General features: G+C 68.5%; 21 protein-coding genes. 13 read left to right on the forward strand and 8 right to left on the reverse strand.

The window, feature by feature from the left end; genetic code table 11:
• Positions 1-39: 39 nt before the first annotated feature.
• Complete coding sequence (locus AC3WLF_RS06510) at positions 40-1,041, reverse strand: AraC family transcriptional regulator (RefSeq protein WP_492319418.1); 1,002 nt, start codon at positions 1,039-1,041, stop codon at positions 40-42.
• 116 nt (positions 1,042-1,157) lie between these two features.
• Here AC3WLF_RS06510 and AC3WLF_RS06515 point away from each other — a divergent pair, with 116 nt between their 5' ends.
• From AC3WLF_RS06515 to AC3WLF_RS06530, 4 genes are read left to right on the forward strand one after another with little or no spacing between them, the layout of a single operon-like run.
• Entirely contained in the window at positions 1,158-2,216 is a 1,059-nt protein-coding gene (locus AC3WLF_RS06515; protein ID WP_492319419.1) for a beta-keto acid cleavage family enzyme, read from the forward strand.
• A 58-nt stretch (positions 2,217-2,274) separates the two neighbouring features.
• The gene (locus tag AC3WLF_RS06520; protein WP_010810818.1) at positions 2,275-2,475 is read left to right on the forward strand and encodes a DUF1289 domain-containing protein; all 201 of its coding nucleotides are present in this window, start codon (positions 2,275-2,277) and stop codon (positions 2,473-2,475) included.
• The gene (locus AC3WLF_RS06525) at positions 2,472-3,188 is read left to right on the forward strand and encodes a DsbA family oxidoreductase (RefSeq protein WP_492319420.1); all 717 of its coding nucleotides are present in this window, start codon (positions 2,472-2,474) and stop codon (positions 3,186-3,188) included. The genes AC3WLF_RS06520 and AC3WLF_RS06525 overlap by 4 nt, the downstream gene beginning before the upstream one ends.
• Positions 3,189-3,241: 53 nt before the next feature.
• Positions 3,242-4,216: a Bug family tripartite tricarboxylate transporter substrate binding protein gene (locus tag AC3WLF_RS06530; RefSeq protein ID WP_439669490.1), complete on the forward strand. Its 975-nt coding sequence runs from the start codon at positions 3,242-3,244 to the stop codon at positions 4,214-4,216.
• Positions 4,217-4,283: 67 nt separating this feature from the next.
• Here the strand turns inward: AC3WLF_RS06530 and AC3WLF_RS06535 are convergent, their stop codons facing one another.
• Genes AC3WLF_RS06535 through AC3WLF_RS06545 form a run of 3 tightly spaced genes read right to left on the reverse strand, consistent with a single transcriptional unit; the run spans position 4,284 to position 7,796 of the window.
• Positions 4,284-5,930, reverse strand: a complete 1,647-nt coding sequence (locus tag AC3WLF_RS06535) for a fatty acid--CoA ligase (RefSeq protein ID WP_492355872.1) — start codon at positions 5,928-5,930, stop codon at positions 4,284-4,286.
• Positions 5,931-5,941: 11 nt separating this feature from the next.
• Positions 5,942-6,790 (reverse strand): TauD/TfdA dioxygenase family protein, encoded by an 849-nt coding sequence (locus AC3WLF_RS06540; RefSeq protein ID WP_492352420.1) that lies wholly within the window; start codon positions 6,788-6,790, stop codon positions 5,942-5,944.
• Between the two features lie 25 nt (positions 6,791-6,815).
• The gene (locus tag AC3WLF_RS06545) at positions 6,816-7,796 is read right to left on the reverse strand and encodes a quinone oxidoreductase family protein (RefSeq protein WP_492319423.1); all 981 of its coding nucleotides are present in this window, start codon (positions 7,794-7,796) and stop codon (positions 6,816-6,818) included.
• Positions 7,797-7,986: 190 nt separating this feature from the next.
• Here AC3WLF_RS06545 and AC3WLF_RS06550 point away from each other — a divergent pair, with 190 nt between their 5' ends.
• A complete protein-coding gene (locus tag AC3WLF_RS06550) occupies positions 7,987-8,985 on the forward strand; it encodes an AraC family transcriptional regulator (RefSeq protein ID WP_492319424.1) in 999 nt (332 codons plus the stop codon).
• Positions 8,986-8,997: 12 nt separating this feature from the next.
• On the opposite strand, the gene AC3WLF_RS06555 is transcribed toward AC3WLF_RS06550, so the two are convergent.
• Positions 8,998-9,945, reverse strand: coding sequence for a LysR family transcriptional regulator (locus tag AC3WLF_RS06555; RefSeq protein WP_492357965.1), 948 nt, complete (start codon positions 9,943-9,945; stop codon positions 8,998-9,000).
• A gap of 129 nt (positions 9,946-10,074) precedes the next feature.
• On the opposite strand from AC3WLF_RS06555, the gene AC3WLF_RS06560 reads away from it, so the two are divergent.
• The 4 genes from AC3WLF_RS06560 to AC3WLF_RS06575 are packed head-to-tail and all read left to right on the forward strand — an operon-like array spanning position 10,075 to position 13,359.
• A complete protein-coding gene (locus AC3WLF_RS06560) occupies positions 10,075-10,743 on the forward strand; it encodes an HAD family hydrolase (protein ID WP_492319426.1) in 669 nt (222 codons plus the stop codon).
• Positions 10,744-10,754: 11 nt separating this feature from the next.
• Positions 10,755-11,759: a tripartite tricarboxylate transporter substrate-binding protein gene (locus AC3WLF_RS06565; protein WP_492357966.1), complete on the forward strand. Its 1,005-nt coding sequence runs from the start codon at positions 10,755-10,757 to the stop codon at positions 11,757-11,759.
• Between the two features lie 42 nt (positions 11,760-11,801).
• A complete protein-coding gene (locus tag AC3WLF_RS06570) occupies positions 11,802-12,947 on the forward strand; it encodes a DSD1 family PLP-dependent enzyme (protein ID WP_492355875.1) in 1,146 nt (381 codons plus the stop codon).
• A complete protein-coding gene (locus tag AC3WLF_RS06575; RefSeq protein ID WP_492319429.1) occupies positions 12,937-13,359 on the forward strand; it encodes a RidA family protein in 423 nt (140 codons plus the stop codon). The genes AC3WLF_RS06570 and AC3WLF_RS06575 overlap by 11 nt, the downstream gene beginning before the upstream one ends.
• On the opposite strand, the gene AC3WLF_RS06580 is transcribed toward AC3WLF_RS06575, so the two are convergent.
• Complete coding sequence (locus AC3WLF_RS06580) at positions 13,346-14,482, reverse strand: NADH:flavin oxidoreductase (protein ID WP_492319430.1); 1,137 nt, start codon at positions 14,480-14,482, stop codon at positions 13,346-13,348. The two genes, AC3WLF_RS06575 and AC3WLF_RS06580, sit on opposite strands and share 14 nt — an antisense overlap.
• Positions 14,479-14,877: a RidA family protein gene (locus tag AC3WLF_RS06585; RefSeq protein WP_492319431.1), complete on the reverse strand. Its 399-nt coding sequence runs from the start codon at positions 14,875-14,877 to the stop codon at positions 14,479-14,481. Before AC3WLF_RS06585 ends, AC3WLF_RS06580 begins: the two co-directional genes overlap by 4 nt.
• 145 nt (positions 14,878-15,022) lie before the next feature.
• Between AC3WLF_RS06585 and AC3WLF_RS06590 the strand changes: the two genes are divergently transcribed.
• The 3 genes from AC3WLF_RS06590 (at position 15,023) to AC3WLF_RS06600 (ending at position 17,632) form a co-directional block, all read left to right on the forward strand.
• Positions 15,023-15,910: a LysR substrate-binding domain-containing protein gene (locus AC3WLF_RS06590; RefSeq protein WP_492352424.1), complete on the forward strand. Its 888-nt coding sequence runs from the start codon at positions 15,023-15,025 to the stop codon at positions 15,908-15,910.
• Between the two features lie 69 nt (positions 15,911-15,979).
• Positions 15,980-16,936 (forward strand): prolyl aminopeptidase, encoded by a 957-nt coding sequence (gene pip, locus AC3WLF_RS06595; RefSeq protein ID WP_492319433.1) that lies wholly within the window; start codon positions 15,980-15,982, stop codon positions 16,934-16,936.
• 42 nt (positions 16,937-16,978) lie between these two features.
• The gene (locus AC3WLF_RS06600) at positions 16,979-17,632 is read left to right on the forward strand and encodes a glutathione S-transferase family protein (protein ID WP_492319434.1); all 654 of its coding nucleotides are present in this window, start codon (positions 16,979-16,981) and stop codon (positions 17,630-17,632) included.
• On the opposite strand, the gene AC3WLF_RS06605 is transcribed toward AC3WLF_RS06600, so the two are convergent.
• Positions 17,590-18,897, reverse strand: coding sequence for an SGNH/GDSL hydrolase family protein (locus AC3WLF_RS06605; RefSeq protein WP_492357967.1), 1,308 nt, complete (start codon positions 18,895-18,897; stop codon positions 17,590-17,592). The two genes, AC3WLF_RS06600 and AC3WLF_RS06605, sit on opposite strands and share 43 nt — an antisense overlap.
• A gap of 137 nt (positions 18,898-19,034) precedes the next feature.
• On the opposite strand from AC3WLF_RS06605, the gene AC3WLF_RS06610 reads away from it, so the two are divergent.
• Positions 19,035-19,940 carry a LysR family transcriptional regulator gene (locus AC3WLF_RS06610; RefSeq protein WP_492319436.1) on the forward strand — a complete coding sequence of 302 codons (906 nt, stop codon included), beginning with the start codon at positions 19,035-19,037 and terminating at the stop codon, positions 19,938-19,940.
• Positions 19,941-19,943: the final 3 nt, after the last annotated feature.

A 19,943-nucleotide genomic window follows, 5' to 3' on the forward strand; every position in this document is an offset into this window, starting at 1 on the left:
CAGCCACCACCCTCAAATCCGCAAAGGACCTTTCCTCAATTACCCCACCTGCGCCCGCCATGCCGACACACTGCGCCCAAAACGCCCGCTGAACCACCGCGAAAACGCACTCAGCGACGAAAACCCCAGCAGCGCAGCCACTTCCGACAGCGGACGCTCGCGGTTCTCCAGGTAGCGGATCACCAGGTCGGCACGGGCCTCGGCAAGGATGTCGGAGTAGGTCGTATGTTCCTGCCCGAGCCGCCGATGCACGGTGCGCCGGTCGACGCTCAGGTGCTGGGCCACGCGTTCGACCGAGCACAGTCCGGTGGGCAGCAGCGCATAGACCAGCTTGCGCACCATGTCCGACATGGTCGCCGCGGTCGACTGCGCCAGCAGCGTGCCGAGATAGTGCTTGACCTGCTGCGCCATCACCGGGTCATACGACGGCAACGGCGCCTCCAGGTCCGAGGCCAGGCAGACGATGCCGTCGAAATCCTGGTTGAAGGTGCAGGGCATGCCGAACACGCGTGAAAACGTGGCCGCGTTGGCCGGCGCGGGGTGGGTGAAGCAGATACTGCGCGGCCGCCAGGACTGCCCCAGGAACAGCCTCAGCATCCGGAACACCACGCCGACCGCGAGGTCGGCGGCCTGCCGCAAGGTCCCCGGCGCTTCGGTGAGCACCTGCAGCCGGATCATCACCAGTTCATCGCTGTCTTCGATGCGCATCGACAGCGACTCATTCTGCAGGCCCATGTAGCGGACCATCGACTCCAGCGCGCGGCGCAGCGTGGGCTCTTCACGCACCACGAAGGCGAGCGGGCCGAGGTTGGAGAACTCGCGCAGCTCGGCCATGCGCAGGCCGAAGTCGTCGGCCCCGGTGGCGTGTGCCGACGCATCCAGCAAGCGGCCGACCGAGGCCGCGGGGATGCGGATATCGGGATCGAGCAGCACCGAGCGGTTGATCTTTGCCGCCCTCAGTTGCTGGTATGGATCCAGCCCCAGCGAACGCGCGACTTCCACGTAATTGGTCAGGCTGGCGCTGCGCAGATAGTAGGACATTGGGCGGATTCCGTGCTTTCCCTGAGTGTCCCGAAATGTAAATCGGATGTCCCCAATCGTCAAATCGCGGCCGGTCGTTCACCGATACTCCAACCACTAACCAACCGGAGCCATCCATGCAATTCCTTGACGATTCCCTGCACCCCGAAAACATGGACAAGGTGGTGATCACCGTTGCCCCCTATGGCCCGGAATGGATGCCGCAGGACTTCCCCGAAGACATCCCCGTCACCATGGAAGAGCAGGTCCAGAAAGCCGTGGACTGCTACAACGCCGGCGCCACGGTGCTGCACCTGCACGTGCGCGAACCGGACGGCAAGGGCTCCAAGCGCCTGTCCAAGTTCAACGAGCTGATCGCCGGCGTGCGCGCCGCGGTGCCGGACATGATCATCCAGGTGGGCGGCTCGATCTCGTTTGCGCCGGAAGACGACGGCCAGGCGGCCAAGTGGCTGTCCGACGACACCCGCCACATGCTGGCGGAGCTGGAGCCCAAGCCCGACCAGGTGACCGTGGCGATCAACACCACGCAGATGAACATCATGGAGTTGCTCTATCCGGAATACCTGAAGGGCACCTCGCTGGAACACCCGGCCTACCAGGCCGCCTATCGCGAAATGACCGTGCCGGCCGGCCCGGGCTGGGTGGAAGAGCACCTGCGCCGGCTGCAGGCCTCGGGCATCCAGCCGCATTTCCAGCTGACCGGCATGCACGCGCTGGAAACGCTGGAGCGGCTGGTGCGCGCCGGCATCTACACCGGCCCGCTGAACCTGACCTGGATCGGCATCGGCGGCGGCTTCGACGGCCCCAACCCGTTCAACTTCTTCAACTTCGTGCACCGCGCGCCGGACGGCTGCACGCTGACCGCCGAGTCGCTGCTGAAGAACGTGCTGCCGTTCAACATGATGGCGATGGCGATGGGCCTGCACCCGCGCTGCGGCATCGAAGACACCATCATCGACCAGCACGGCAAGCGCATGACCTCGGTGCAGCAGATCGAACAGTGCGTGCGCGTGGCGCAGGAACTGGGCCGCGAGATCGCATCCGGCAAGGAAGCCCGCGAGATCTACCGCATCGGCACCTGGTACGACAGCGCCGACGCCACGCTGGAAGCCAATGGCATGGCGCCCAACCGCAAGGCAGGGCAGAAGAACCTGCCGCTGCGCGCGGCGGCCTGATCCTGGCCGCGGGGCCGGCATAACGGCCGGCCCTGGCCATGCACTACCGGAGTTCGTGATGCATCACCCTGACGCCCTCGCCAATCCCTGCATCAACATCTGCCGCATGGACCTCGCCAACCGCTATTGCCAGGGCTGCGCCAGGACGCGGCTGGAAATCGGGCGCTGGGCGCAGATGAGCGAGGCCGAACGCGCGCAAGTGCTGGCGGCGGCGCCGGCCCGCCGCGGGCAGCGTGCCGCTACGGGCGCTCTGCCATGAACCAGCCCGTCTCCCTCTTCATCCAGGTCGGGTTCGACCTGGTCTGCCCCTGGTGCATGATCGGCAAGCGCCATCTTGAAACGGCGCTGGCGCAACTGGCCCAGCAACGGCCCGATGTAGCAGTCACGGTCGAATGGCGCAGCTCTCTCCTGTTTCCGACGCTGCCGCCTGCCGGCATCCCCTATCGCAAGTTCAGCCTGGCGCGGCTCGGCAGTGCCGAAGCCGTGGCGCTGCGGAAGGCGCAGGTGTGCGCCGCCGCGCGCGAGGCCGGCATCACGCTGGAACTCGACCGCATCGAAGTGCTGCCCAACACCGTGCTTGCGCATCGCCTGATCCGGTATGCGCGCCAGGCTGGTGGCGAAGCGGCCGCATCCGTGCTGATCGACCGATTGTTTGAAGGGTACTTCCTGCGCGGTGAGGACCTCGGCGATCCACGCGTGCTGCACGCCGCGGCGATCGCCTCCGGCATGCCGATGCCGCAAGCGGCGGCACCAGCCACTGCGCAAGACCTGGCATGGCTGCCGCCGCTGCATGGCGAGGAGGTGCCGCTACCCAATCCCGGCCTGGGCGTGCCACGCTTTGTGATCAACGGTGCGCCGCCGATCGCCGGCGCCAGGCCGCCGCGTGCCTTGCTGGAGGCAATGCTGCGGGCGCTGGCCCGCGCATCTCCCGCTTCCCCACCCCCGCCAGGCATCGCGCTCACCGCCCGGTGACGCCGCGCCCGGCAATGCTGGACAGAAGATCCATACTACATAACGGAGACAACATGCCCACCCACCCTTCATTCCTGCTGCGCATCGCCGCCGTGGCGGCCGGCCTGGCGCTGGCGGCTCCCGCTGCCATGGCCTGGACCAGCAAGCCGGTCCGGATGCTGGTGCCCGCCCCCGCGGGCGGCACCATGGACGTGCTCGCGCGCCTGCTGGCAGACCAGCTGTCGGCGGACCTAGGCCATCCCGTGGTGGTCGACAACAAGCCGGGCGCCGGCGGCGGCATTGCCATCACTACCATGCTGGCCGCGCCCGCTGATGGCCAGACCATCATGGTCACCGCCAGCAATGTGCTGACCGAGATCCCGCATGTGCTCAAGCAGCCGTTCGACCCGCTGAAAGACATCAGGCCCGTCGCCGCCGTGGCGCGTTCGCGCATGGTGATGATTGGCGCGCCTGGCCTGCCGGCCAAGGACCTGAAGGGCCTGGTCAGCTACGCCCGGGCCAATCCGGGCAAGCTCAGCTTTGCCTCTTACAGCGCCGGCACCGCTTCGCACTACGCGGGCATGATCATGAACCAGAAGGCCGGGCTGGACTTGCAGCATGTGCCCTTTGCCGGTTCCGCGCCGGCGCTGACGCAGGTGATGGGCAATCAGATCGCCGTGATGTACGACGGCATGGTGACCTCGCTGCCGATGATCCGTGCCGGCAAGGTGCAGGTTTATGCCGTGGCGTCGAAGAGCCGCTCGGCGCTGCTGCCGCAGGTGCCGACCTTTGCGGAAATGGGTTACCCCGACATGGAGTTCAGCAACTGGGTGGGCGTGATTGCGTCGTCGAAGCTGTCGCCCGAACTGGCCGAGAAGGTCCACGCGGCTGCCTACAAGGCTGCGGCTTCTGCCAAGGTGCGTGACCGCATGGAGGCGCTTGGCTATGAGCCGCTGCCGGCGCAGCCCCTGCCGCAACTGAGCGAATCAGTGCGCACGGAGTTCGAGCGCAATGCCGGCATCGTCAAGGCGTTCAATATCCAGCCCTGAGTCAGTTCCCGGCAACGCAAAAGGGCAGCCTCATCCGAGGCTGCCCTTTCTTCTTCCTGCTGCCGGCTCAGGCGCGGGTGCCGCGCAAGCGCTTCTTGTCGATCTTGCCGACGCTGGTCTTCGGGATCTCGTCGACAAACAGGATCCGCTCAGATTCCGGCACGGCGTACTTGCTGAGCCGGTTGGCCTCGACGCGCACCAGCAGCGACGCACGAATCGCATCCGCGGTCACCGTTGCACCTGGCTTGCGCACCACGAATGCCATCGGCCGCTCGCCCCACCTGGCGTCCGGCACGCCGATGACCGCGCACTCCTGCACGCCCGGCACCTGCGTGACCAGGCTCTCGACCTCGATCGACGAGACCCATTCGCCGCCGGTCTTGATCACGTCCTTGATCCGGTCGACGATCTGCACGAAGCCGTCGGCCCCCATTACCGCGATGTCCTGCGTATGCAGGTAGCCGCCGGCCCACAGCTCGGCCGATGCCTCGGGCTTGCCGTGGTATGCCCTGGTCAGGAACGGTGCGCGCAGCACGATCTCGCCGCGCGCCTGGCCGTCGCGCGGCACGTCGTGCATCGATTCATCCACCAGGCGGAAGTCCACCATCGCCACCGGCCGGCCCGTCGAGCAGCGCATGCGCACTTCGGTCTCGTGGTCGCGAGGCGCGTCGCCCGGCGGCAACTGGGCCAGCGCGACGATGGGGCCGGTCTCCGACATGCCATAGCCGGCAAACACATCCATGCCGCGCTCGAGGGCAGCCTCGCACAAGGCCGCCGGCAGCGCCGAGCCGCCGATGATGAGCTTCCAGCCCGACAGGTCCTGGCCGCTTGCCTGCGCCGCCTGCAACAGCATCTGCAGCAAGGTCGGCACGCAGTGCGAGAACGTGACCCGCTCGGTCTCGCGCAACTGCAGCAGCATGTCAGGCGCATAGCGCCCCGGCAGCACGAGGCGCAGCCCGAGCATGACCGCGACATATGGGATGCCCCAGGCGAGCACATGGAACATCGGCGTAATCGGCATGTAGACGTCTTCCCGATGCAGGCGCTGTCCTTCGCGCGGCGCGCACAGGCTGGTGGCCGAGGCCAGCGCATGCAGCACGATATCGCGATGGCTGTAGCACACGCCCTTGGGATCGCCGGTGGTGCCCGTCGTGTAGAAGGTGGCGGCGCGGGTGTTCTCGTCGAACTCGGGGAAGTCGAAGTCGGGCGAGGCCGCGCTCAGCAGGGCCTCATACTCGCCGCTGAACGGTAGCGATGTCGGCGGCACCTGCTGGCCGTCGGCCAGCAGGACAAAGCTGCGCACGCTGGTCAGCTGGCCGCGGATCTCTTCCATCACCGGCAGGAAGTCCGGATGGAGCAGCACCACCTCGGCGCCGGAATCGTTCAGCGTGTACAGGATCTGCTGCGCCGACAGCCGCACGTTGACTGTGAACAGCGTCGCGCCCATCATCGGCACGCCGAAATAGCATTCCAGGTAGCGGTGGCTGTCCCAGTCCATCACCGCCACGGTGGTGCCGTGCGCCACCCCCTGCGCGGCCAGCGCTGAAGCCAGCCGGCCGACACGCTGGCGGAATTCGCGATAGCTATGGCGCAGTTGCCCGCGGTACGTGATCTGCTGGTCGCCGTAGAGCGACAGCGAATTGAGCAGCAGTTGCTTGACGAGCAAGGGATAGGCGTAAGCCTGCGGCGCCGCAGACACAAGGTTTGGTTGCATGTCTGCCTCCTTCAGAACGGCACGTCGCCGATGATGCCGGCGCGCTCCATCTTGCGCACCGTGGGCGCATAGTCCTGCACTGCGTAATGCTGGGTGCAGCGGTTGTCCCAGATCGCCACGCTGTTCTTCTTCCAGCGCCAGCGCACCTGGTACTCCGGGATCTCCGCCTGCGCGCACAGGTAGTGCAGCAGATCGCCCGCGCCGGGCATGAAATCCTTGCCGAAGCGGACCACGTCGTCGCGGTGGTAGTTGGCAAAGTGCGAGGTGAAGGCGTTGACGAACAGGACCTTCTCGCCCGTCTCCGGATGGGTGCGCACCACGGGATGCTCCACCATCGGGAACTGCGCCGCCAGCGCCGCACGCTTCTCCGGCGGCATATTGGCGCCGAAGGTGTGCTCGATGCTGTGCTTGGCGCGCAGGCCTTCAATGCGGGCCTTGATGTCCTGCGGCAGGCGCCGGTAGGCCTCGCCCATGTTCACCCAGATGGTGTCGCCGCCCACTGCCGGCGTTTCCACGCAGCGCAGCACGCAGCCCATCGGCGGCGCCTGGCGCCAGGTGGCGTCGCAATGGAAGGAGTTCTCGTAGTGCTCGACCTTGCTGTCGGGCGACTTGTAGATCTGCACCAGGCCCGGGTGTTCGGGGTCGCTGCCCACCACCGGGTGGTCTTCCAGTTCGCCGAAGCGGCGCGCAAAGGCAACGTGTTCGGCGCGGGTGATGTCCTGGTCGCGCAGGAACAGCACCTTGTGCTGCAGCAGCAGCGCCTTGATCTCGGCGAACAGGCCGGCGTCGCGTGATGCGTCGGCCAGGCTGACGCCGCTCAGTTCGGCGCCGATGGTGCAGGTCAGGGGTTCTGCATGCATGGTGTGGTCTCCTCTGTTGTTGTTCTCAGATGACGAAGATCGACGAACCGGTGGTGCGGCGCGCCTCCAGGTCCTGGTGCGCCTGCACCGCGTCTTCCAGCGCATAGCGCTGGTTGATGCCGATGCGGATGCGGCCCGCGCCCACGTGGTCGAACAGCTCGCCCGCCAGCGCCTGCTTTTCCGCGGGGTCGGCGATGTAGTCGGCCAGCGCCGGGCGCGTCAGGAACAGCGATCCCTTCATCGCCAGCAGCACCGGGTCGAACGGCGGAATCGGGCCCGATGCGGTACCCACGCACACCATGGTGCCGCGCCGCTTGAGCGAATCCAGCGACGCCATGAAGGTGGTCTTGCCGACGCTGTCGAATACCACCGAGACTCCCACGCCGTCGGTCAGCTCGCGCACGCGCTTGGCCACGTCTTCGCGGGTGTACTGGATGATGTGGTCGCAGCCGTGCGCGCGCGCCACTTCGGCCTTGGCTTCGGTGGATACCGTGCCGATCACGGTCAGGCCCAGCAGCTTGGCCCACTGCGAAACGATCAGCCCGACCCCGCCCGCCGCGGCGTGCAGCAGGATGGTGTCGCCCTGGCTGAACGGATAGATGCGGCGCATCAGGTAGGCCGAGGTCAGCCCGCGCATGGTCATGGCCGCGGCGGTTTCGAAGGCAATGCTCTCGGGCAGGCGGATCAGCGGCGCGGCCGGTGCCAGGCGCTCGGTGCTGTAGGCGCCCAGCGTGTTGACGAAGCCGGTGTAGGTGACGCGGTCGCCCGCCGCCACGTTGGTCACGCCCGGGCCGACGGATACCACCACGCCGGCGGCCTCCACGCCCATGCCGCTGGGCAGCGGCACGGGATAGGTGCCATTGCGGAAGTAGGTGTCGGCGTAGTTCAGTCCTACCGCCACGTGGCGGATGCGGACCTGTCCCGGGCCCGGATCGCCCACTTCCATGTGTTCATAGCGCAGCACTTCGGGGCCGCCGGTCTCGTACATGCGGACAACGTTTGCCATGGTCTTGTCTCCTGGAATCTGGTTGGTGCAGAACACGCTGCAGCTGCAGGGAACTGTAGAGATTGCTGCCCCGGGTGGCTTTGCATTGGCTACCGATGACTTTGCATTTCATGCCACGCGGCCCTATGATCGCTGCTGCGGGCGGGCAGACTGCGCCGCCAACAGACATCTCATCGCAAGGCAACGCTGCTTGGAAACCCTGATACGTGCAGCCGCACTGACCAACTTCCTCGAGGTTTCACGTGACCTCGGCCTGGATCCGCAGCCGCTGCTGCGCCAGGCGCGGCTGCGGCGCGCCTGGCTGGACGATCCCGACCAGCGCGTCCCGCTCAGCGCCTGCGTGGCACTGCTGGAAGCCGCCGCGCAGGCCTCGGCCTGCGCGACCTTCGGGCTGCGCATGGCGGAGTCGCGCCAGCTGTCGGACTTTGGCGTGATGAGCCTCTTGATCAGCCAGCAGCCCACGCTGCGCGCCGCGCTGGCCACCACCATCCGCTACCGGCACCTGGTCAACGACTCGGTGGCGCTGTTGCTCGAGGATGCCGGCAGCGCCGTGGTCATCCGGCAGGAAGTGCTCAGCGACGCGCCCTCGCGGCAGGCCACCGAGCTGGCCATCGGCGTCGTCTTCCGCATGTGCGCGCTGCTGCTGGGTCCGCGCTGGCAGCCGATCGGCGTGAGCTTCACGCACGCGCCCCCGGCCGACCTGCGCATCCACCGCCGCCTGTTCGGCTGCCCGCTGGAATTCAACGCGGACTGCAATGGCATCATCTGCCGCGCGTCCGACCTCGACGCGCCGAACCCGACGGCGGATCCGGTCATGGCACGCTACGCGCAGCAGTTTATCGACACGCTGCCACGCGCCAACCCGCAGTCCATCGGCCATGAAGTGCGCGCCGCCATCTACCTGATGCTGCCGATGGGCCGCGCCACCTGCGAGGCCGTGGCGGAGGGCCTGGGCCTGAGCCTGCGCACCATGCAGCGCCAGCTCGACGACGCGGGCGAGACCTTTACTGAGATCCTGAACGACGTGCGGCGCGAACTGGCGCGACGGTACGTGGAGAACCCGCGCTATTCGCTGCTGCGGGTGTCGCAGTTGCTGGGGTATGGGTCGGCCAGCTCCTTTACCCGGTGGTTTTCTGCGCAGTTCGGGATGGCGCCGGCCAGCTGGCGCAGGGATCACGCAGGGGGGTAGCGGGATAAGGTCTCAGCCTGGCGGACGGGCCCGGCGCGCCGGCACCTGGTTCCGCTTGCCGCTTCCCAGGGCCTCTTCCAGGAACTGCATCAGCGCCTGCACGCGCGCCGTGCGTCCCCGTCGCGTAGGAACCAGCAGCGTCACCGGCGCGCTGTCGAATTCCCAGTCTGCCAGCACGCGCACCAGCGCTCCGCGCGCCACCGCGTCGGCGGCGTCCCATTCCGAGCGCAGCACCAGTCCCAGCCCCTGTTCGGCCCAGGCCCGCGCGACGCTGCCGTCATTGCTGGTATAGGCCGGCACCACGCGCACGCTCTCGCGCGCCGATGTACGCCGCCCGGTGCCGGCCCGGCGCAAGCGCCAAAGCGTCACGTCCTCGTCATTCTCGCGGATGCAGATGCAGGCATGCTCGAGCAAGTCGCGCGGCACGGCGGGCGTGCCGCGCTGGCGCAGGTAGGCGGGGCTGGCGCATAGCCAGCGCGTATTGGACGCAAGCGTGCGCGCAATCCAGGACGAATCGCGCACGGCGCCGATATGGATGACAGCGTCCGAGTCATGCCGGTCGGGCCAGGGCGTTTCGCGCAGGTCAAGCTGCAGGCGCAGGTCGGAATGCAGCTGGGCGAAGCGCGCCAGCAGCGGGGCCACACGGTGGCGTCCGTAGCCGAACGGCGCGGCAATGCGCAGCGTGCCCGTCAGCCGGCTGTCCTCGCGCCGGAACGACTCGGGCAAGGCGTCGAGCTGTGCCAGCAGGGCCGCCCCCTCTCGCGCGAAGCGCTCACCCTCCGGCGTCAGGCTCAGCCGCCTGGCGGTGCGGGTCGCCAGCGCCAGGCCCAGTGTCGCCTCCAGCTTGCGCAGGCGGGCCGACAACGCGGGCGGCGTCACGTTCAGCGAGCGCGCCGCCGCGCTTAGCGAAGGCGACTGCGCCAGCGCCTCGACCAGGCGCAGGTCCTCGATCTGGATCATTCACTTCAGCTTAACGATTGATATTCCCGGATTTAACCACGAGCGATCATCCGCTACCTACACTGGCAACCTCAGACAACCGCGCGGAACTTGCCAATCCTCCGCGCAACCTGCCCCGCAAAGGACGCCATGGACACACTTGCCTCATCCACCGCCCCCGCCTGGCCCCGCGCCGTGCTGTTCGACCTGCTGACCGCCCTGCTGGACTCCTGGACCGTCTGGAATGCCGCGGCCGGCTCCGAGGCCCAGGGCCGTGCCTGGCGCGCCGAGTACCTGAAGCTCACCTACGGCTGCGGCGCCTATGTGGGCTACGAGCAGCTGGTGGGCGAGGCCGCCGCGCGGGTCGGCCTGCCTCCCGGCGCCCCGGACGCGCTGGAAGCGCATTGGGACGAACTGCCGCCCTGGGACGGTGCCCGCGAACTGCTGCAGGCGCTGCGGCCGCATTGCCGCCTGGCGGTGGTGACCAACTGTTCCGAGCGCCTGGGCCGGCGCGCCGCGGCCCTGCTGGGGATCGACCGGGATGTGGTCATCACTTCCGAAGCGGCCGGCTTCTACAAACCGGATCCGCGTCCCTACCGGCTTGCGCTGCAGAAGCTCGACGTGCGTGCTGAGGATGCCGCGTTTGTCGCGGGCTCCGGCTACGACATGTTCGGCACCTCCGCCGTCGGGCTGCGCACCTACTGGCACAACCGCGTCGGCCTGGCCCTGCCCGGCGGCGCGCCTGCGCCTGAGGCCGAGTCGTCGACGCTGGCGCCGGCACTGCCATGGTTGCGGTCCTTCCATGCCGGCACGCGCTGAGGAGCTTTGCCATGACCTGCAAGCCTTCTGCAATTTCCCCGCGCCTGCTGCGCCGGCTGGCCGCCGCCGCGGCGCTGGCCATGGCCACGCACGCGATGGCACAGGGCGAGGCCTTCCCGGCACGGCCGATCACCCTGGTGGTGCCATTCCCCGCAGGCGGGCCCAGTGACGCGCTGGCGCGCGGCTTCGCCAGGCAGATGGGCGACGAACTCGGCCAGCAAGTGGTGATCGAGAACCTCTCCGGCGCGGGCGGCACCGTCGGCCTGGGCAAGGTGGCCAAGGCCGAGCCCAACGGCTATACGCTGGGCCTGGGCACTATCGGCACGCATGTGGCCAACGTCGCCTTGTACAAGAAGCTGCCCTATGACCCGGTGGCGGACTTCCGCCCCATCGGCCTGGCGGGTTCGGCGCCGCTCCTGCTGATCGCTCGTGCCGATCTGCCAGCCAGCAACCTGCAGGAGTTCAGCGCCTGGCTGGCCCGCCGCGGCGACCAGGCTTCGTACGGCAGCGCGGGCGTGGGCTCGGTCTCGCACTACGGCTGCGTGATGCTGCTGGCGGCGATGAAGCAGAAGGTCACGCATGTGCCTTACCGCGGCGTGGCGCCCGCCATCAGCGACCTGATGGGCGGCCAGGTCGACTTCATGTGCGACCAGACCACCACGGCGCTGCCGCAGCTGGCCGGTGGCAAGATCAAGGCGCTGGCGGTGCTGTCAGGCGAGCGCCTGAAGCCACTGCCAGCGGTCGCCACGGCCAGGGAATCGGGCTATCCGCTTGACCTGCGCTCATGGAATGCGCTGTTCGTGCCCAAAGGCACGCCGGATGCCGTCGTCACGCGGCTCAACGCCGCCATGACCGTCGCCGCGGCAGATCCCCAGTTGCGCCGTCAGATGCAGGCGGTCGGGGTTGACTTGCCTGCCGCCGGCGCGATGGGTCCGGGCGTGGTCTCCGGCCTGATCTCGCGCGGCCTGCGCGATGACGTGCCCGCCCTGAAGGCCAAGGGGCAGTTTGCCGACTGAAGCGGGCCGCGCCCTCCTGAACCAACCATCACCAACGACAACATGCTTGATTCCTCCGCCACGCTGCGCAGCCTGGAAACGCCTGCGGCAGTGATCGACACCCCGCGCATGCTGCGCAATATCCACCGCATGCAGGCGCGCATGGATGCGCTCGGCGTGCGCTTCCGCCCGCATGCCAAGACCAGCAAATGCACGCCGGTCGTGCGCGCGCAGATCGATGCGGGCGCAAGCGGCATCACCGTCTCCACGCTGAAGGAAGCCGCGCACTTCTTCGACGCCGGCATCACCGACATCCTCTACGGCGTGGGCATGGTGGCGAGCAAGCTGCCCCAGGCGCTGGCGCTGCGCCGCCGCGGCTGCGATCTCAAGATCGTGACCGACAGCGTGGAGTCCGCGCGCGCCATCGTCGCCTTCTGCAACGAACACCGCGAGGCGTTCGAGGTCTGGATCGAAATCGATACCGATGGCCACCGCTCCGGCGTCCGCCCCGACGCCCCCGCGCTGATCGACGTGGCGCGCATCCTGCATGATGGCGATGTGCGCCTGGGCGGGGTGATGACGCACGCCGGCTCCAGCTATGACCTGGACACGCCCGCGGCGCTTGCGGCCATGGCCGAGCAAGAGCGTGCCGGCTGCGTGCGCGCCGCCACGCGGCTGCGCGCGGCGGGCCTGCCGTGCCCGGAGGTCAGCGTGGGCTCGACCCCGACCGCGCTGTCGGCAGCCAGCCTGGAAGGCGTGACCGAGGTGCGCGCGGGGGTCTATGTATTCTTCGACCTGGTCATGCGCAATGTCGGCGTCTGCACCGAAGACGAGGTGGCGCTGAGCGTGCTGACCACCGTGATCGGGCATCAGCCGGAAAAGGGCTGGGCCATCGTCGATGCCGGCTGGATGGCCATGAGCCGCGACCGCGGCACGCAGAAGCACAAGCACGACTTCGGCTACGGCCAGGCCTGCGCCATCGACGGCACCGTCATGCCCGGTTACGTCCTTAGCGGCGCCAACCAGGAGCATGGCATCCTCTCGCGCGAAGGCACGCCTGATCCGGATATCACCGCACGCTTGCCCGTCGGCACGATGCTGCGCATCCTGCCCAATCACGCCTGCGCCACCGGGGCGCAGTTTCCCACCTACCACGCCATTGCCGAGGATGGCGCGGCCACCGAATGGAGCCGTCTGCATGGCTGGTAAGCTCAACGATGAACACGGCGCGGTACGCACAGTCAGTCCCGCTTCGCTCGCCGCACCAGGCGGCCACTACAGCCATGCCGCCGCTGCCGGCGGCTTGGTCTTTATCTCCGGCCAGTTGCCGATTGCACCGGACGGACGCAAGCTGGTCGACGCGACGTTCGCTGCACAGGCGCAACAGGCGCTGGCCAACGTCGAGGCCGCACTGCTTGCCGCCGGCAGCAGCATCGAGGCGCTGGTACAGGTGCGCGTCTACGTGGACACGATGGACAACTGGCCCGCCTTCAACGCGATCTACGCCGCATGGGCCGGCGAGGCCCGGCCGGCCAGGGCCGTGGTGCCCACCGGCCCGCTGCATTTCGGGCTGAAGGTCGAGGTGGAGGCCGTGGCGGTTGCGACCGTCAGCCCGGCGTGACCGCTGGGCGGCGTGCTTCGCGCAGCGCTAGTTCGGCATCCTTGATATTGCCCAGCGGCGCGAGAACGGCCGCATCGAACGGCCGCACCGGCTGTCCCTCGCGCACCAGCACCGGCCAGTCCGGATTCGCAAGGGCGCCGCGTCCGAGCGCGACCAGCGTCGCGCCATCGTCCAGCAGGCTGGCAGCGCGCGATGGCTCATGCAGGCTGCCGTTGGCCACGATCGCGAGCCCGGGTGCGGCACGGCGTGCAAGCTGCACCAGCGTCGCGCCGTGGTCCGCGAAGGCGGGCTGCCATGCTTCGTGCTCCGTCACGTGGAGGTAGTCCACGGTGCTCGCCGCGAGCGCGGAGAAAACGGCGGCCGCGCCCTCCGCGCCTTCCGGCCACTTGTGGACGAAATCATTGACCTTGCCTTGCGAGATGCGCATGCCGACGGGAAAGACCGCCCCCACGGCAACGCGCACCGCGCGGACGGTTTCCAGCGGCAGGCGCATGCGCTGCGCGATGCTGCCGCCCCACGCGTCCTGGCGTTGATTCGTATAGCCCGTCAGGAACTGATCCAGCAGATAGCCATTGGCACCGTGGATTTCAACGCCGTCGAAACCCGCGTCACGGGCCAGCCGGGCGGCCTGCGCAAAGCCTTCGATGGCCTGCAGGATGTCCGCCTCTTCCATGGCGCGCGGCATCCGGTATGGACCCTTGCCGGCATACACGGTCATCTGCTGCCCCTTGGGCTGCACCGCCGAGGGTCCGACCGTGTGGTCGCGGAAGCGGTTGGCTTGCGACAGCGCACCGGCGTGCATCAGCTGGGCCACGATGCGCCCGCCCTGCTGGTGGACCGCGGCAACCACCTGGCGCCACGCGGCCACTTGCTGCGCATCCGTCAAACCGGGCTGGCCGGCATAGCCCTGGGCATAGGCACGGTCGGTATAGATGCCCTCCGTGACGATGAGGCCAAAGCCGCCGCGGGCAAAGCCTGCGTAGTAGCGCGTCATGGCCTCGGTGGGGACGCCTGCGGCGGTGGCGCTGATGCGCGTCATCGGCGCCACCGCGAGCCGGTTGCGCAGCGGCACGCCGTTCAGCGCCAGCGTATCGAACAGCGATGGGGTGGCGGGCGTGGTCATCGCGCAGCCTCTGCGGCCAGGGCGATGGCTTCGATCTCGATCTTCGCGTCCGGCGAGTAGAGCGCCGAGACCTCGACGATGGTGTCGGCCGGATAGGGGGCAGAGAACCACTTGCGGCGCAGTTCGACGATCTTCGGGAAGTGTGCCATCGAGGTCAGGAAGATCGTCACCTTCACCACGCGGTCCAGCCCCGAGCCGCCCGCCTGCAGCGCGCGCCTGAGGTTGCTGAACGCCTGCTCGGCCTGGGCATCGAAGTCGTCACGGCCCACGATGGCGCCATCGTCGCCGACCCCGGCCTGGCCGGAGACGAAGAGGAAGCCGCCGGCCCGGATGGCTTGCGAAAGCAGATAGGGAGCATAGGGGTCGGGTTGGGTGTGGACTTGTTCCAGCAGCATTGCTGACTCCGGTAGATGGTTTAGTAGAATTCACCTGATCGCCTGGATGGCCGATCCGATGGGTCAAGTATCGGAGCGGGATCAGGCCGCGACAAATGGTTGCTTTTCAGTCGACACATGAATGCATCTCATCTAAGGAGGAAGCTTGCGCAAACTGCCGCCACTGGGTGCCCTGCGCACCTTTGAAGCCGCCGCCCGGCGCGCCAGCTTCAAGCACGCGGCGGACGAACTGCACGTCACGCCGACGGCGGTCAGCCACCAGATCCGGTTGCTGGAAGAGAGCCTTGGCGTGAAGCTGTTCGAGCGCCAGACCCGCAAGGTGCGCCTGACGCCCGCCGGGCATCAGTTGTTTCCCGCGGTGCGGGACGGCCTGGACGGGATGGAGCGCGCCGTGCTGGCGGTGCAGCGCAGCGGACAGGCCAACGTTGCCACGCTGACGTCGACCGTTGCCTTCATGGCCAGGCGCCTGGCACCGTGCGCCGGCCAGTTCCGCGCGGCCTACCCTGACTGGACGCTGCGCCTGGATGCGTCGGACCAGATCGTCGACCTGGACCACGATGCGGACGCTGCCATCCGCTACGGCAGCGGCAGCTATCCCGGCCTGGTGGTCGAGCCGTTGTTCCGCGACCGGTTTGCGCCGGTCTGCAGCCCCGGCCTGAAGCTGGCCAGCGTGCAAGACCTGAAGCACGCCACGCTGGTGCACTTTGAATGGGGCGCCGGCGCGCGCGATGACGAGCGCGCGCCGGTATGGCGCCAGTGGCTGGCGCACGCCGGCGTCGAGGTCACCGATCCACAGGCTGGCCTCAGCTTTACCGACGAGATCCACGCCGTGCAGGCGACCATCGCGGGGCAGGGAGTCGGCCTGCTCAGCCTGACGCTGGTCGCGGAAGAGCTGGCCTCGGGCGTGCTGGTGCAGCCCTTCGGGCTTACGCTGGAGAGCTTCCGCTATGACCTTGTCTACAGCGAGCGCGCCGCGGAGCGTCCCGCCACGCGGTTGCTGAGGGACTGGGTGAAGGCGGTGTTTGCCGGTTAGGGGGCGGGCTACTTGTTTGCAGTTCCCTCCGGCGTACACTGTGGCTCCCGATCTCCGTAGACCATATCCATGCCCGCCTTGCGCACCCTCTATCCCGAAATCGAGCCCTATGAAACCGGCACGCTGGATGCCGGCGACGGGCATGTCATCTACTACGAGCGCGTGGGCACACCCGGCGCCAAGCCGGCGGTGTTCCTGCACGGCGGGCCCGGTGGCGGGATCTCTGCGGACCACCGGCGGCTGTTCGATCCGGCGCGCTATGACGTGCTGCTGTTCGACCAGCGCGGCTGCGGGCGTTCGACGCCGCATGCGGGGCTGGAGGCCAACACCACCTGGCACCTGGTCGACGATATCGAGCGCCTGCGCGATCTGGCCGGCGTGGAGCGCTGGCTGGTGTTCGGCGGCTCATGGGGCTCGACGCTGGCGCTGGCCTATGCGCAGAAGCACCCGCAGCGCGTCAGCGAGCTGGTGCTGCGTGGCATCTACACGGTGTCGCAGGCGGAGCTGGACTGGTACTACCAATACGGCGTGTCCGAGATGTTTCCCGACAAGTGGGCGCGTTTCCAGGCGCCGGTGCCCGAGGCCGAGCGGGGCAACATGATGGCCGCGTACCGCAAGCTGCTGACCGGTGACGACCAGGACAAGCAGGTGGAAGCGGCACGCGCATGGAGCGTTTGGGAAGGCGAGACCATCACGCTGTTGCCGGACGCCGGCAACAGCGCCAAGCATGACGACGGGCACTTCGCGCTGGCGTTCGCGCGGCTGGAGAACCACTATTTCACGCATCGCTGCTGGCTGGAAGACGGGCAGCTGCTGCGCGACGCGCACAAGCTGGCCGACATCCCCGGCGTGATCGTGCACGGCCGCTATGACATGCCGTGCCCGGTGCGCTATGCCTATGCGCTGCACCAGGCGTGGCCCACGGCCGATTTCCACCTGATCGAAGGCGCCGGCCATGCGTGGACCGAGCCGGGCATCATGGACCAGCTGATTGCCGCAACCGATCGCTTTGCGGCGCAGCAGTAGTCGCGCGCCGACCACCACCGAAGATCACCACCGGAGACCACGATGGAGCTATACGCCCACCCGTTTTCGTCCTATTGCCAGAAGGTCCTGGTTGCGCTGTACGAGAACGCCATCCCCTTCGAATTCCGGATGCTGTCGCCAGAACACGCGCAGAACATGGACGAACTCGCCAGGCTATGGCCGCTCAGGCGCATGCCGGTGCTGGTCGACGGCAGCCGCACGGTGCTCGAGTCGAGCATCATCATCGACTACCTGGACCAGCATCACCGCGGCCCCGTGCGCTGGCTGCCGGATTCGCCCGACGCCGCGCTGGAAGTGCGCATGCTCGACCGCTTCTTCGACCAGTACGTGATGACGCCGATGCAACGCATCGTGGCCGACTACCTGCGCCCGGCGGAGCACCGCGATGCCTATGGCGTGGCCGAGGCGCGCAAGCTGCTTGACTCAGCCTATGCCTGGCTTGAGCCAACGCTGGCCGGCCGGGAATGGGCCGCGGGCGGCGCCTTCACGCTGGCCGATTGCGCTGCCGCGCCGTCGCTGTTCTATGCGGACTGGGTGCATCCCATCCCGGATGCGCGCGCCAATGTGCGCGCTTATCGCAACCGGCTGCTGGCGCGGCCATCGTTCGCGCGCGCGGTGGACGAGGCGCGGCCCTACCGCCCGCTCTTTCCACCGGGTGCGCCGGACCGGGACTGACGGGCAAGCTCAGGCAGCGCCGCATCGATCTGCGCCGCCATGGCGCGATAGCCCGCGTCGCCGGGATGCAGGTGGTCGCCGCTGTCGAACGCCGGCAGCAGCGCCTGCGGGCGCGCGGGATCGCGCACCGCGGCGTCGAAGTCCACCACCCCATCGAACGCGCCGCCGTTGCGGATCCAGTCGTTGACCGCCAGCCGCACCGCTTCCTTGCCCGGGCTGTCATAGCCGCGGATCGGCGTATCGCGCAGCGCCCCCGCAAACGGCGTGATGGTGGCGCCGATCACGCGCACGCCGCGCGCGTGGGCGCGCGCGATCAGGCGGCGGTAGCCCTCGATCAGCGCGGCGGCCTGCGGCACCGCATCGCCCGGTGCAAAGGTGGAGCCCGGCCAGGCGATATCGTTGATGCCGATCGCCGCGATCACGGTGCGCACATGCGGCTGGCTCAGTACGTCGCGATCCAGCCGCGCCAGCGCGGACTCCCCCATGCCATCGCGCAGCAGCCGGCCGCCGGAGATGCCGGCATTGAGCACAGCCACGCCGTTGCCGGCCGCACGCTGTGCCAGCACGTCGGGCCAGCGGCGGTTGGTGTCGGGGGTTGAGCCGTTGCCCTCGGTGATCGAATCGCCGATGGCCACCACGGCGCCGGCATGCCCGGGCGCATCGACCTGCACCTCGCTGAGCAGGATGCGCGCGCTGAACCACTGCGGCGCAGGCAGCATGGCCCGCGTAGTCGCATTGCCGGCCGCGAGCCACGCGGTCTGGCGCCCATCCCAATGGAACGACTCGATCGCTGTCGGTTGCGGCAGGTAGAGGCTGAGTGCCAGTTCGCCCAGTGCGGGGGCGTCGAAGGCGACCGGATCGCTTGCCACGGACTGGCCAGCCGGGATGATCACCGACGCGCTGCCGCCGAACGTCACCGCGCGGCTGCCCGCCGCATCGATGCTGCCACTGCCGGCATGGCGCGCGAGTTGCGCCGCGCCGACCGCGACCGGGTGGCGGCCGTAAGGGTTGGACAGCACCACGCGCACGCGCTTGCCGCCCACGCTGAGCCGTACCACCTGGCGCAGCGTCTGGCCGGACAGCACCGCGGGCACGCCAGTCGGCAGCGGCTGGGCGCCGGGCTGCCACACCGGCTGCTGGCTTGCCATCCAGCTGGTCAGCCAGGCCGGGTCCTGCAAGGGGCTGGCCAGCGCCGCGGTGCTGGCGATGGTGGCGGAGAACGTCAGCGCAGTCAGGCGGCGCAGGATGCGGGGAATGCGGAGCATTGGGTTTGCCTCGGTTCGTGGACCGGCGTTGGTGCCGGGATGACGCCAAAGGTAGGGCATTCCGGAAATGACAGGTAGCGGGCAGAATGGCATATCGCTCATGCCATGATGGAATGAGTCGGCACACAAGGAACGGCATGGACACCATCAGGGCAATGCAGGTCTTCGTGCGCGCCGTGGAGCTGGGCAGCCTGTCGGCGGTGGCGCGCGAGCAGCAGTCGACCCAGCCGACCATCAGCAAGGTCGTGGCTGCGCTGGAGAAAGAGATGGGCGTGCGGCTGCTGGAGCGCAGCACCACCAGCCTGTCGCCGACCGAGGCGGGGCGGCGCTTCCATGAGCGCGCGCGCCGCGTGCTGGATGAATACGGCGAGGCGGTCAGCGATGCGCGTGGCATGTCCGGGCAGCCGGCCGGGCGGGTGCGTGTCAGCGCGCCGGCCAGCTTCGGCGTGCTGCGGCTCAATGCGCTGGTGCTGGCGTTCCAGCAGCGCTATCCGGGGGTGGAGGTGGAGTTGCTGTTCGACGACCGCTTCGTCGACCTGGTGGAGGAGGGCGTCGACATCGCGGTGCGCCTCGGCGCCTCGCTGCCGCCCAACGTGGTCGCGCGCCGCATCGCGGTGTCGCCGCGGCTGCTGGTGGCCTCGCCGGATTACCTCGCACGCCATCCGCGCATCCGGCAGCCGGCCGACCTGGCGCGGCACCAGATCCTGCGCTTCACCTGGCTGGCCGCCGGCGACGAGATCGTGCTCGACGGGCCCGGCGGGCAGGCGCCGGTCAGCGCGCCCTGCCGCTACCGTGTCAACAACTCGCTGGCGATGCGCGAGAGCTTCCTGGCCGGCGCCGGCTTTGGCATGACCCCGGCATGGCTGGTGCAGGACCTGCTCGACAGCGGCGCCCTGCAGCGCGTGTTGCCACGCTGGAGCGGTCCGGCGCAGGAAGCCTTCCTGGTCTATCCGTCGCGGCGCTACCAGCCGGAGCGGGTGCGGCTGTTGCTGGACTACCTGGCGCAGGCGATTGCAGGGTTGCCGGGATTGACCCCGGTGTGAGCG

The sequence above is a fragment of the Cupriavidus sp. FW306-01-F10A genome (assembly GCF_058782785.1).